Source organism: Vibrio sp. 1557 (assembly GCF_033340175.1).
Classification (GTDB): Bacteria; Pseudomonadota; Gammaproteobacteria; order Enterobacterales; family Vibrionaceae; genus Vibrio; species Vibrio alginolyticus.
Window position 1 is genome coordinate 1 of sequence record NZ_JAWOVZ010000017.1, and the last position, 12,575, is coordinate 12,575.

Sequence of the window (12,575 nt, forward strand, 5' to 3'; positions counted from 1 at the left end):
TTGGCGCTGGACTAAACAAAGGCCCCCTTTTAGGGGGCTCACACAAAGCCACCTTCTTTAGAAGGTGGTAATTTACTAATTTGAATAAGTCGGTTTGTGTGCGAGTCAGTTGGCATTTTTAGTTGATATTGAATGTGTTCCCAAGGTAATCCAATGAATTGAATCGCACATTTTTATTCGCTGGATTTTCCAAGATTCTTCTCTCGAAGAAGATACGTCCAGGCTTACCAAATTGAAGACAGCAACCTAGATGAAACGAACAACGTGTAACAAACTTATTGCGCTGGCAGTGGCGGCATTCAGTGTGCCATCAACACAGGCGATTGTGTTAGGAGATGAACAAACCGATCCTGTTGACCGCGTTACTTTGCGAGCAAGTAATATGGCAGAGTTTCCGCTGTGTGGTGGAACGATGCTGACAGAGCAATGGGTACTGACTGCGGCGCACTGTGTGGTGATGGGACAAGGAACCAATGAAGCAACCTACTATGTGACCCCGCCGGGTGAGCTGTCGGTGAATGCGAATGTGTATGAACTTAATTCTGCAGGGCTTGATAACTTCTATCCGGTGTCTCACGTTGTGGTTCATCCGGATTACACCCGGATTTCAAAAGCTGAGACCGACAGTAATGGCAACGTGAAACCTATCCAAACCGGTTTAGATTCAGACATCGCGTTGCTGTATCTCACGCGCCCAGTGGCAAACGCGAGCTTTGCTGACCTAGCGAGTAAAGTTGACATGGAGAGTATCGAAGCACGTTTGGCGGCGGACTGGAACGATAATTACCTGACCAATCAACGTGTCGAAAATGTGCAAGTGTTTGGATGGGGGGCTACTCAGCCGGATGCTTCTGAACCTTCTAATACGCTCAAAACCACCATTAGCACATTTTTGCCCATCGACAAATGTTATGAGCGTTTAGAAATTGGCAGCAGTTTTCCGAGGATCATTGATTCAAGAGACAACCAAACCAAAATTTGTACGCTACCAACACAAAACCATGTATTGGAGCCGGATAGCCATACCCAATATGGCAACTCTGCATGTAAAGGTGACAGTGGTGGCCCGTTGGTCGATGTGGCGACCGGCAAACAAATTGGTATTGTTAGTGGCGGCCCTCTTATTCTACCAACGTGTGGCTCTTTGACGATCCCAAGTTTCTATACCAAGGTGAGCCACTATTACGACTGGGTACAGTCTTACATCACTGCCGATGCGCCACCAAGTCGTTACATCATTGCGCCGAATTTTATCAAAAGTGCTAACAATGAAAGTGGTGACAATAAAGAGTGTCACGATGGCATTGCGACCAATAACTGTGATTTCAAAGGCTCAGATGATGAAGGTGGCAGTCTAGGGTTTTGGTTATTGGGTTTATTCGTGCCGTTATTCTTGTGGCGAAAGCGTGAGGTTTGATAGGGCGATTGGAATGCCAAACTAATAAGCAGCGGTATACGTTGCTTTGCTTTTTTCATGTTCTCTCTTTGGGGCTCAAATTAAAAATAGTGCCAAGTAATCGAGGCTTTTCACGTTTTATTACACTCTTCACCATGGCTTTTACTGCTATATTCTGGTGATTTGCTTGCTATTGCAGCATGTAAACATATACTAGTCTGCTGCGAAAAACTCGTCGCAATTTTATCGTCGCCTAGACGTGATTTGACCAATAGATAAGACAAGTAACATGCAAGTATCAGATTTCCATTTCGACCTTCCAGATGAACTCATCGCTCGCTACCCTCAACCAGAGCGTACCGCTAGCCGACTGCTGCAAATGGACGGCAATACCGGAGAGCTCATTGATGGCACATTTACTGATGTATTGGGCCAAGTTCAACCCGGTGACTTAGTGGTGTTTAATAATACTCGTGTTATTCCTGCTCGTCTTTTTGGCCGCAAGGAATCGGGCGGTAAATTAGAAGTGCTAGTGGAGCGCATGTTGGATGAGAAAAGCATCCTCGCGCACGTTCGTTGCTCTAAATCACCAAAACCAGGTACAACCATTATTGTTGGCGAGAATGATGAATATTCAGCAGAAATGGTTGCACGCCATGATGCTTTATTTGAACTGAAATTTAGTTCTGATAAGACGGTACTAGAAATTCTGGAAGAAATCGGCCATATGCCGCTTCCTCCTTACATCGACCGTCCAGACGAAGATGCAGATAAAGAGCGTTACCAAACGGTATATAATCAAAAGCCAGGTGCGGTTGCGGCACCAACAGCGGGCCTTCACTTTGATGATGTTCTCTTGGAGAAAATCAAAGCGAAAGGTGCAGAGTTTGCTTACGTTACTTTGCACGTTGGGGCGGGTACATTCCAGCCAGTAAAAGTGGAAAATATCAACGATCACCACATGCATGCCGAGTACGTAGAAGTACCGCAAGAAGTCGTCGAAGCAATTAAAGCGACGAAAGCGCGTGGCGGACGAATTATTGCTGTTGGTACCACATCTGTGCGTTCACTTGAAAGTGCAGCGCAAGATGCATTGCAAAAAGGGACTGAGCTGGCCCCATTCTTTGGCGATACAGAAATCTTTATTTTCCCTGGTTACGAATATCAGTTGGTGGATTGCTTGATCACAAACTTCCACTTGCCTGAATCAACACTGATCATGTTGGTGAGTGCATTTGCTGGATACGAGAACACCATGAATGCTTACAAACATGCGGTGGAAAACAAATACCGTTTCTTCTCGTATGGCGATTCAATGTTCATCAAGAAGAAAACGGCGTAGTTAAAAATAGATTTACGAGTGCTAGCAGTAAGCTAGGAAATAAAGCATCCATTGCTTTGTCTCTCGCAAGGAAAAGCGACCGCTCCTTAAAGTAGGGTAGAGCCCTAAACACTCAGTCAGACTGTTTCTCTGACACCCGGAGGCATCGTGAAATTAAAATTCGATCTTAAGAAGAAAAACGGCAATGCACGTCGTGGTCAACTGACTTTCGAACGCGGCACTGTTCAAACTCCTGCGTTCATGCCAGTAGGTACTTACGGTACCGTTAAAGGTATGACACCAGAAGAAGTAAAAGGTACTGGTGCAGAAATTCTGCTAGGTAATACGTTCCACCTGTGGCTACGTCCTGGTCAAGAAGTGATGAAAATGCACGGTGACCTGCACGATTTTATGAACTGGCACGGTCCTATTCTTACTGATTCAGGCGGCTTCCAAGTATTCAGCCTTGGTAAGATGCGTACGATCACTGAAGAAGGTGTCCATTTTCGTAACCCAGTAAACGGTGACAAGATTTTCATGGACGCAGAAAAGTCGATGGAAATTCAAAAAGACCTGGGCTCTGACATCGTTATGATTTTTGACGAGTGTACGCCTTACCCAGCGACACACGATGAAGCGAAGAAATCGATGGAAATGTCATTACGCTGGGCACAGCGTTCACGTGACCACTTCGAGAAGCTAGAAAACCCGAACAACCTATTTGGTATTGTTCAAGGTGGTGTTTACGAAGATTTACGTGATGTGTCGGTAAAAGGTCTAACGGAAATCGGTTTTGACGGTTACGCGGTTGGTGGTTTGGCAGTAGGTGAGCCTAAAGAAGACATGCACCGTATTCTTGAGCATACTTGTCCTCAACTTCCTGAAGACAAACCTCGCTACTTGATGGGCGTAGGTAAGCCAGAAGACTTGGTTGAAGGTGTTCGTCGTGGTATCGACATGTTTGACTGTGTAATGCCAACGCGTAACGCACGTAATGGTCACTTATTTGTGACTGGTGGTGTGATCAAGATCCGTAATGCGAAACATAAAACGGATACAACACCATTGGATCCGCATTGTGACTGTTACACTTGTCAAAACTACAGCAAGTCGTACCTTCACCATTTAGAGCGTTGTAATGAAATCTTAGGCGCTCGCTTGAATACAATCCATAACCTGCGTTACTACCAGCGTCTGATGGAAAGCATTCGTAAAGCAATTGATGAAGATCGCTTCGATGAATTTGTTACTGAGTTCTATGATCGTCGTGGCCGTGAAGTGCCACCACTAGCAAAAGAGCAGTAATTGAAAAACTAAAAGAATTAAAGCCTTTGGCATGTCGCCAGAGGCTTTTGCTAATAAAGTAGGCTAACGCACGTTATTTTTGAGAGAGCGATCTCTATTAGTTACTCTCAGACTTGAATCTAAAATGCGAAAGCCCAATTTGTTTGATTATCAATAAAATATAATGAGGATGTTTTAATGTTTATTTCTCAGGCTCACGCAGCAGCAGAAGGCGCGCCAGCAGGCGGTGGTTTTGAAATGCTAATCATGCTTGGCATGTTCGCAGTGATCTTTTACTTCATGATTTACCGCCCACAAGCGAAACGCGTAAAAGAACACAAAAACCTAATGGCTTCTATGGGCAAAGGCGACGAAGTTTTAACTAGCGGTGGCCTAGTGGGTAAAATCACTAAGATTGCTGAAGACAATGACTACATTTCAATTGAGCTTAACGCGAACAATGAAGTAGTAATCAAGAAAGACTTCATCACTGCAGTGCTACCAAAAGGTACGCTTAAGTCTCTATAAAACAGCTAAAGGATCCTCGCTGTGCTAAACCGTTATCCATTATGGAAGTACTTGATGGTGCTTTTTGCCATCATCACCGCTGCGTTATACGCACTTCCAAATATCTACGGTGAAGATCCGGCTATTCAAGTTACAGGGGCGCGCGGCGCCTCTGTAGATATGTCAACGCTGGATGCTGTCACTACTGCTCTTAACAAAGAGCAACTTTCTCATAAATCCATTGCTCTCGAAGATGGATCAATTCTTGTTCGTTTTAACGACACTGACACACAAATCAGTGCTCGTGATGTCATCAGCGAAGCGCTAGGCAAAGACACAATTGTTGCACTTAACCTTGCACCTTCTACACCCGATTGGCTAGAAGCGATTGGCGCGTCACCATTGAAGCTAGGTCTTGACCTTCGCGGTGGTGTTCACTTCTTAATGGAAGTGGATATGGATGCAGCGATGGAAAAGCTTGTTGGTCAACAAGAAGAAGCTTTCCGTAGCGAACTTCGTGACGCCAAGATTCGTTACCGTGCAATCCGCCCTTCTGGAAAAGAAGCGGTAGAAGTGTTGTTGCGTAACGAAGAGCAATTAGCAGAAGCGAAAGCAACGCTAGAAAAGAATCACCCGGACATGATTTTTGTCGATTCTGATTCAAATGGCCGTTACGCTCTTACTGCCACCTTTACTGAGCAACGTTTACAAGAGATCCGTAACTATGCTGTTGAGCAAAACATTACGATTTTACGTAATCGTGTCAACGAACTAGGTGTTGCGGAACCATTGGTTCAACGTCAAGGTGCTAGTCGCATTGTGGTTGAACTGCCTGGTGTTCAAGACACTGCTCGTGCAAAAGAAATTCTCGGAGCTACGGCAACGCTTGAATTCCGTGAAGTTGATGATAAAGCTGACCTATCGGCAGCGGCAAATGGTCGTGCGCCAGCAGGTAGTGAAATCAAGATGGACCGTGATGGTCGCCCAGTTGTGCTTAAGAAGCGCGTTATTCTTGGCGGTCAAAGCATCACAGATGCAAGCTCAAGTGTTGATGAATATGGTCGTCCACAAGTTAACATCTCGCTAGACAGCGAAGGTGGTAATAAGATGTCTGCGTTCTCTAAGAAGAACATTGGTAAGCTAATGGCTACCGTGTTTGCAGAATACAAAGACAGTGGCCGTCGTACGCCTGAAGGCAAAGTTATTCTGGATAAGCATGAAGAAGTCATCAACCAAGCAACGATTCAATCGGCTCTTGGTCGTAACTTCCGTATTACAGGTATCGACTCTGCTGCAGAAGCACACAACCTAGCACTTCTACTACGTGCTGGTGCACTGATTGCACCTATCTCTATCGTTGAAGAACGTACCATTGGTCCATCAATGGGCCAGCAAAACATCGATATGGGTATCCAAGCATGTATCTGGGGTATGGTTGCCGTAATGCTATTTACGCTGCTTTACTACCGCGGCTTTGGTTTGATTGCAAACATCGCTCTAATGGCAAACTTGGTGCTTATCATTGGTGTTATGTCGATGATTCCAGGCGCTACCATGACGCTTCCGGGGATAGCCGGTATCGTGTTAACAGTCGGTATGGCGGTTGATGCGAACGTACTGATCTTCGAGCGTATCCGTGAAGAAATTCGTGATGGACGCAGTCCACAACAAGCGATTCACCAAGGTTACGCGAATGCATTCAGCACGATTGCTGATGCGAACATCACAACACTAATTACTGCAATCATTCTATTTGCGGTCGGTACAGGTGCGGTGAAAGGTTTCGCAGTTACTCTATCTATCGGTATCTTAACTTCAATGTTCACCGCCATTATTGGTACACGTTGTATCGTGAACCTGATCTACGGTGGCAAACGCGTTGATAAATTGTCGATCTAAGGCTGGGAATTAATATGTTTCAAATTCTAAAAGCAGAGAAGACGATCGGCTTTATGCGTTGGTCGAAAGTAGCATTCGTTTTTTCAATTATAATGATTGCTGCTTCTATCTTCACTTTGTCAACCAAGTGGCTTAATTGGGGTCTAGATTTCACTGGCGGTACGCTTATCGAGGTCGGTTTTGAACAGCCAGCAAACCTTGAAGAGATTCGTGCAGCACTAGATTCAAAAGGCTTTGGCGATGCGACAGTGCAAAACTTCGGTAGTGCTCGTGAAGTCATGGTCCGTCTTCGTCCACGTGATGACGTTTCTGGTGAAACGCTAGGTAACCAAATCATTGGTGCTATCAAAGATGGTACTGGCGAAAGCGTAGAAATGCGTCGTATTGAGTTCGTAGGTCCCAACGTTGGTGATGAGCTAACAGAAGCTGGTGGTCTAGCGATCTTGGTATCGCTGATCTGTATCCTGCTTTATGTATCGATGCGATTTGAATGGCGTCTAGCGGCTGGTGCGGTAATGGCATTGGCTCACGATATTATTATCACGCTAGGTGTCTTCTCGTTTCTACAAATTGAAGTTGACCTGACTATCGTAGCTGCGCTACTGACGGTTGTGGGCTACTCACTCAACGATACCATCGTTGTATTTGACCGGATTCGTGAAAACTTCCGTAAGATGCGTAAGGGTGAACCTTCAGACATTATGGACGCCTCAATCACTCAAACGTTGAGCCGTACATTGATTACATCTGGTACGACGTTGTTCGTGGTAATTGCACTGTTCATGCAGGGTGGTGCTATGATTCACGGCTTTGCAACCGCACTTTTACTCGGTATCACTGTAGGTACTTACTCTTCTATCTACGTAGCATCAGCACTGGCTCTAAAACTGGGTATCCAGAAAGAGCACTTGATGCCACCTCAAGTAGAAAAAGAGGGTGCAGAGTTCGACGAAATGCCATAAGGCAGATTGAGAACCGAAAACAAAAACCGCTGAACAATCAGCGGTTTTTTTATGCCTGATAGATTTGAAAGTTTCATTTTTTTTTTGAGGTACTTCCAGCTTGAATTGTAGTTTTTTGATTGAGTTGAATATCGGAAGTATGTTCAACAATTTCGGGAGGAAATAATGTCAAGGCAAGCTGAAATAAAAGTACAGTTACTGAAGTTTGTAGAGATTTCTTACAAGCACAATAAAGGTGTTACCACCAAGCTAGTTACTGGAGGGAAAAGGTTCAAGTTAGCAGTTGATGAGTCAGGTAAAGTAACTTTATCTGGTGAGCTTGGATTTACTAAGTTTGAAGTTTCAAAAGAAATGGTTGAAGAGCTGGGCATAAAATTAAAAGCCGTTTCTGTTACTTTTAAAACTACTCGTGATGGTGTTTTGACATACAGTGGGAGTGTTTCTCTTTTTGGTGTTGTTTCCTTTGGAGTTACTGGGCAGGTAAATGTCCGTGAGCTTTTAGAGCAGTGCGAGTGGGGGCTTTGTAAGTACAGATTTAAGCCGAGTAAAATTGATCAAGCGCTCCGTGAAGCTGGGGTTTAGTTGGTTATGCTAAATAGAATTCTACCTATTCCGGTTTTACTAAGTGTTTCAACGCCCTGCATCGCAAGTCCACTCCACGATACTTACCTTGATATACGTAATAATTTATACAAGATGCAGTATATAGAGGTGGTAGAAGCTATGGCAGGACCAAATCTATCGATTGAAGAGCTGAACAGTATTAAGTCTCACCCAATAAAATTTGGTCATCAATTTCCATTTTTATCATCTATCCCATCAAGTTTGGTTACAGAGCTGTCTTACTTTGAAGAGTACAGTGAGGATGGAGGAGTTGGATGTCTTTCTGTAAACGGCTTTGGTGATGTATACCAGCCAGTCACGGTTTCGCTGCAGTTTTTAATGAAGGAACAAATATGGAAGGTTAAGCACGTAAAAATAGACCACTTATCTGACTACGACCGTTTCTACAAACAGGCTGATTGTTCGAAATAAAAAAGCCCCGCTCAATGAGCGGGGCTTTCTAAAGTCATCAGCGTGACGGGCTATATATGACTTTCAAATCTTACTTAAGGATCGCGCTGTTACCGTTTTCGCGGATGTGCTTAAGGATAGATTTTACGCCACGAGCGCTTGAAGCAACGATGTTACCAGACTTCATGTAGTCAGTGCCGCCAGCAAAGTCTGTTAGGATTGCGCCAGCTTCACGAGCAATAAGCTCACCTGCTGCCATATCCCAAGGTTTTAGGCCTAGCTCGAAGTAACCATCAACACGGCCAGCAGCCACGTAACAAAGGTCAAGAGCAGCAGAGCCGCTACGACGGAAATCAGCACATTCAGTGAATAGCGCACCAACGATCTTGATGTAAGACTCAGCGTGTTGTTTCTGCTTGAATGGGAAGCCTGTTGCTAGAACAGTACCTTGAAGGTCTTTTAGTTGAGCAACACGAATACGTGCACTGTTTAGTTGAGCGCCGGCACCGCGTTGTGCAGTGAATAGCTCGTTTTGCATTGGATCGTAAACACAAGCAACTTCAGTTTTGCCCTTAATACGAACAGCGATAGAAACCGCGAAAGTTGGGTAACCTTTTACAAAGTTAGTGGTGCCATCCAGAGGGTCGATGATCCATTGTACGTCTTTATCTTTACCTTCGATAAGACCTTGTTCTTCAGCAACGATACAGTGCTCAGGGTAAGACTGCTTGATAGTATCGATGATGATGTATTCTGCTTCTTTGTCTACGTTAGTGACAAAGTCATTAGTGCCTTTAAGAGTAGATTCTACTTTATCAGTGTTTTCTAATGATTTAGCAATATGATTGCCTGCCTTTCGCGCAGCGCGAATAGCAATGTTTAGCATTGGATGCATACGAATTTCCCAACGGATGTTAAAGAACAAATGAAAGCGGCGGCGAGTATACCAGAGATAATCAAAAAGGGAAGTGGTTATTTTTTACTCTAATTGCGGCCGACTGAGTGTACAGATCATACTGCGGACGAGAACAATAACCAAGAATGAGAAGAGAGGTCTGCTTGCCTCTAGGGTGTCTTAAAAAACTATGATAACATTCTGCGGTTTTAATTTAGGTAGCAAACACAGATGTTGGATCAAGTAAAAATTGTACTCGTAGGTACCTCTCATTCAGGCAATATTGGCTCAGCAGCTCGAGCAATGAAAGTGATGGGTTTAAACCAACTAGTATTAGTCGATCCACAATGTGAAGTGGATGAACAAACTCTTGCTTTAGCTGCGGGTGCTGGTGATATTGCTCAAAATGCAAAGATTGTCGGCACATTAGAAGAAGCGGTTGAAGATTGTGGCCTTGTTGTGGGTTCTAGCGCCCGCTCTCGTACATTAGAATGGCCAATGCTCGAGCCACGTGAATGCGGTGAGAAATTTGCAGTTGAAGGCCGAAAGCATCCGGTTGCGCTCGTGTTTGGCCGAGAAAGAACTGGTTTGACAAACGAAGAGCTACAAAAGTGCCACTACCATGTTTGTATTCCCGCTAATCCTGAGTACAGCTCGCTTAACCTAGCGATGGCTGTACAAACTCTCAGTTACGAAGTGCGAGTTGCACACTTGAACTTAGAGCAAAGCCAGTTTTCCCCAAATGAATCGGAAGAATACCCGCGTCATCGAGAACTCGAATTGTTCTTCGAGCATCTTGAAAAGGTGATGGTTGAGACCCAGTTTATTAACAAAGAGCAACCTGGACAGGTGATGAATAAGTTGCGCCGTTTGTTCTCTCGTGCTCGACCAGAAACCCAAGAACTTAATATTCTACGAGGCGTTTTGACTTCGATAGAAAAGAAGTTCTGAGTGAATAATAACCACTTTAGATGTGAGGATGAATACCTGAGTAAAATGGTCAAATAAATACTTGACCAAATTACTCAGGTATGGAAAAATCTTAACCATTACAAACCATGTGGATACGGTGTGGTATGAAACTTACATCTAAAGGAAGATATGCGGTGACAGCCATGCTGGATGTGGCACTGCATTCGCAACAAAACCCTGTACCTCTGGCTGATATTTCAGAGCGTCAAGGGATCTCGCTCTCTTACTTAGAGCAGCTATTTTCAAAATTGCGTAAAGCAGGTCTCGTTGCCAGCGTTCGTGGTCCTGGTGGTGGTTACCGACTTGGTGCCGACGCTCACAGTATCGCTATTGGTACCGTGATTGCTGCCGTTGATGAGTCAGTAGATGCAACCAAATGCCAAGGTAAAGGAGATTGCCAAGGTGGAACACGTTGCCTTACTCACACGCTGTGGCGTGACCTAAGCTCTCGCATTAGTGACTTTTTGAATAACATCACTCTTGGTGAGTTGATGACAGACAATGAAGTACTCGAAATTTCTGATCGTCAGGACATTGATCTGGCGGTAACCCATGGGCTATCAAACAAAAATACAACCGCCGCGCCCATCGGTGTAAACGTCCGCTCTTAGCGGTCAGCTTTTTACATTGGAGTAGAGAATGAAACTGCCGATTTATCTTGATTATTCCGCTACATGTCCAGTTGATCCACGTGTTGCTGAAAAAATGGTTCAGTACATGACAATGGATGGCACATTTGGCAACCCAGCGTCACGTTCGCACCGTTACGGCTGGCAGGCAGAAGAAGCGGTCGATACTGCTCGTGAGCAAATTGCTGACCTTCTAAATGCAGATCCTCGCGAAATCGTATTTACATCTGGTGCGACAGAATCAGACAACCTTGCGATTAAAGGTGCAGCGCACTTTTACTCGAAGAAAGGCAAGCACGTAATCACTTGTAAAACAGAGCACAAAGCCGTTCTTGACCCATGTCGTCAACTTGAGCGTGAAGGCTTTGAAGTGACTTACCTTGAGCCAGAATCAAATGGCTTGATCGATCTAGAGAAGCTTAGAGCAGCCATGCGTGATGACACCGTGCTTGTGTCTATTATGCATGTAAACAACGAGATTGGTGTGGTTCAAGACATTACAGCGATCGGCGAACTGTGCCGTGAGCGTAAAATTGTTTTCCACGTGGATGCTGCGCAATCTGCTGGTAAATTACCAATCGACGTTCAAGAGATGAAAGTTGATCTAATTTCACTTTCTGCTCACAAAGTTTACGGTCCTAAAGGTATCGGTGCACTTTACGTACGTCGTAAGCCTCGTATTCGTCTTGAAGCGCAAATGCACGGTGGCGGTCATGAGCGTGGTTTCCGCTCTGGTACACTTCCTACTCACCAAATCGTAGGTATGGGTGAAGCATTCCGCATTGCAAAAGAAGACATGCAAAAAGATTACGATCATGCTTTAGCGCTTCGTAACCGTCTTTTTGATGGCGTGAAAGACTTAGAAGCAGTGACGGTAAACGGTGACTTTGAGCAGCGTGTACCACACAACCTAAACATCAGCTTCGCATTCGTAGAAGGTGAATCACTACTAATGTCGCTTAAAGATCTAGCGGTATCTTCTGGTAGTGCTTGTACGTCTGCAAGCCTTGAGCCTTCTTACGTTCTTCGTGCCCTAGGCATGGATGACGAATTGGCTCACAGCTCGGTTCGTTTCTCGTTTGGTCGTTTCACGACTGAAGAAGAAATTGATTACGCAATTGAACAAATCCGCGTTGCAGTGACTAAGCTACGCGACATGTCTCCTCTATGGGATATGTACAAAGAAGGGATTGATTTGAGCACTGTTGAATGGGCTCACCATTAATCTCAGGGATTGAAATAGAGGATTCGAGGTAATTTATCATGGCATACAGCGAAAAAGTAATTGATCACTACGAGAACCCACGTAACGTTGGTTCATTCGATAAAGAAGATCCATCAGTAGGTAGCGGCATGGTTGGCGCTCCTGCGTGTGGTGACGTAATGAAGCTTCAAATCAAAGTGACACCTGAAGGTATCATCGAAGATGCGAAGTTCAAAACATACGGTTGTGGTAGTGCAATCGCATCAAGCTCACTAGTAACTGAGTGGGTAAAAGGTAAGTCAGTTGATGAAGCGGCAGCAATTAAAAACTCTGAGATTGCTGAAGAGCTAGAGCTTCCACCAGTGAAAGTTCACTGTTCTATTCTTGCTGAAGATGCAATCAAAGCAGCGGTTGCTGACTACAAGAAAAAACACCAAGAATAATTATTCCGTAATATAATGGGAGCTTTGACGCTCCCATTCCAATCGAAAT

At 44.6% G+C, this 12,575-nt stretch carries 13 protein-coding genes; 12 read left to right on the plus strand and 1 reads right to left on the minus strand.

Translation table 11 applies throughout. The features are described from left to right. Positions 1 to 250: 250 nt before the first annotated feature. The 8 genes from R7070_RS17610 (at position 251) to R7070_RS17645 (ending at position 8,404) form a co-directional block, all read left to right on the plus strand. Positions 251 to 1,417 (plus strand): trypsin-like serine protease, encoded by a 1,167-nt coding sequence (locus R7070_RS17610; protein ID WP_213915296.1) that lies wholly within the window; start codon positions 251 to 253, stop codon positions 1,415 to 1,417. 268 nt (positions 1,418 to 1,685) lie between these two features. Beyond that, on the plus strand, positions 1,686 to 2,738 hold the full coding sequence (gene queA / locus R7070_RS17615; protein WP_005381728.1) for a tRNA preQ1(34) S-adenosylmethionine ribosyltransferase-isomerase QueA: 1,053 nt from the start codon (positions 1,686 to 1,688) through the stop codon (positions 2,736 to 2,738). A gap of 147 nt (positions 2,739 to 2,885) precedes the next feature. Then, positions 2,886 to 4,022, plus strand: a complete 1,137-nt coding sequence (tgt, locus tag R7070_RS17620; protein ID WP_054575095.1) for a tRNA guanosine(34) transglycosylase Tgt — start codon at positions 2,886 to 2,888, stop codon at positions 4,020 to 4,022. 177 nt (positions 4,023 to 4,199) lie between these two features. Further along, positions 4,200 to 4,529: a preprotein translocase subunit YajC gene (gene yajC, locus R7070_RS17625; RefSeq protein WP_005381725.1), complete on the plus strand. Its 330-nt coding sequence runs from the start codon at positions 4,200 to 4,202 to the stop codon at positions 4,527 to 4,529. 21 nt (positions 4,530 to 4,550) lie between these two features. Continuing rightward, positions 4,551 to 6,407 carry a protein translocase subunit SecD gene (gene secD, locus R7070_RS17630; protein WP_005381724.1) on the plus strand — a complete coding sequence of 619 codons (1,857 nt, stop codon included), beginning with the start codon at positions 4,551 to 4,553 and terminating at the stop codon, positions 6,405 to 6,407. 14 nt (positions 6,408 to 6,421) lie between these two features. Then, entirely contained in the window at positions 6,422 to 7,369 is a 948-nt protein-coding gene (gene secF, locus R7070_RS17635) for a protein translocase subunit SecF (protein WP_005383689.1), read from the plus strand. A gap of 165 nt (positions 7,370 to 7,534) precedes the next feature. Then, positions 7,535 to 7,951, plus strand: a complete 417-nt coding sequence (locus R7070_RS17640; RefSeq protein ID WP_017633921.1) for a hypothetical protein — start codon at positions 7,535 to 7,537, stop codon at positions 7,949 to 7,951. Between the two features lie 141 nt (positions 7,952 to 8,092). Further along, positions 8,093 to 8,404 carry a hypothetical protein gene (locus R7070_RS17645; protein ID WP_017633920.1) on the plus strand — a complete coding sequence of 104 codons (312 nt, stop codon included), beginning with the start codon at positions 8,093 to 8,095 and terminating at the stop codon, positions 8,402 to 8,404. A 70-nt stretch (positions 8,405 to 8,474) separates the two neighbouring features. Here R7070_RS17645 and suhB read toward each other — a convergent pair whose 3' ends face one another. Then, entirely contained in the window at positions 8,475 to 9,278 is an 804-nt protein-coding gene (suhB, locus tag R7070_RS17650; RefSeq protein WP_005381722.1) for an inositol-1-monophosphatase, read from the minus strand. Between the two features lie 231 nt (positions 9,279 to 9,509). On the opposite strand from suhB, the gene trmJ reads away from it, so the two are divergent. The 4 genes from trmJ (at position 9,510) to iscU (ending at position 12,526) form a co-directional block, all read left to right on the plus strand. Further along, positions 9,510 to 10,229 (plus strand): tRNA (cytosine(32)/uridine(32)-2'-O)-methyltransferase TrmJ, encoded by a 720-nt coding sequence (gene trmJ, locus R7070_RS17655; RefSeq protein ID WP_017633919.1) that lies wholly within the window; start codon positions 9,510 to 9,512, stop codon positions 10,227 to 10,229. A gap of 125 nt (positions 10,230 to 10,354) precedes the next feature. Beyond that, a complete protein-coding gene (iscR, locus tag R7070_RS17660; protein ID WP_005381720.1) occupies positions 10,355 to 10,861 on the plus strand; it encodes a Fe-S cluster assembly transcriptional regulator IscR in 507 nt (168 codons plus the stop codon). A gap of 28 nt (positions 10,862 to 10,889) precedes the next feature. After that, complete coding sequence (locus R7070_RS17665) at positions 10,890 to 12,104, plus strand: IscS subfamily cysteine desulfurase (RefSeq protein ID WP_005381719.1); 1,215 nt, start codon at positions 10,890 to 10,892, stop codon at positions 12,102 to 12,104. 38 nt (positions 12,105 to 12,142) lie between these two features. Beyond that, positions 12,143 to 12,526, plus strand: coding sequence for a Fe-S cluster assembly scaffold IscU (iscU, locus tag R7070_RS17670; protein WP_005381718.1), 384 nt, complete (start codon positions 12,143 to 12,145; stop codon positions 12,524 to 12,526). Positions 12,527 to 12,575: the final 49 nt, after the last annotated feature.

Coding starts and splice junctions, on each gene's coding strand:
- R7070_RS17610 (WP_213915296.1), top strand. CDS start 251: ATGAAACGAACAACGTGTAACAAACTTATTGCGCTGGCAGTGGCGGCA.
- queA (WP_005381728.1), top strand. CDS start 1,686: ATGCAAGTATCAGATTTCCATTTCGACCTTCCAGATGAACTCATCGCT.
- yajC (WP_005381725.1), top strand. CDS start 4,200: ATGTTTATTTCTCAGGCTCACGCAGCAGCAGAAGGCGCGCCAGCAGGC.
- secF (WP_005383689.1), top strand. CDS start 6,422: ATGTTTCAAATTCTAAAAGCAGAGAAGACGATCGGCTTTATGCGTTGG.
- R7070_RS17640 (WP_017633921.1), top strand. CDS start 7,535: ATGTCAAGGCAAGCTGAAATAAAAGTACAGTTACTGAAGTTTGTAGAG.
- R7070_RS17645 (WP_017633920.1), top strand. CDS start 8,093: ATGGCAGGACCAAATCTATCGATTGAAGAGCTGAACAGTATTAAGTCT.
- suhB (WP_005381722.1), bottom strand. CDS start 9,278: ATGCATCCAATGCTAAACATTGCTATTCGCGCTGCGCGAAAGGCAGGC.
- trmJ (WP_017633919.1), top strand. CDS start 9,510: ATGTTGGATCAAGTAAAAATTGTACTCGTAGGTACCTCTCATTCAGGC.
- iscR (WP_005381720.1), top strand. CDS start 10,355: ATGAAACTTACATCTAAAGGAAGATATGCGGTGACAGCCATGCTGGAT.
- R7070_RS17665 (WP_005381719.1), top strand. CDS start 10,890: ATGAAACTGCCGATTTATCTTGATTATTCCGCTACATGTCCAGTTGAT.
- iscU (WP_005381718.1), top strand. CDS start 12,143: ATGGCATACAGCGAAAAAGTAATTGATCACTACGAGAACCCACGTAAC.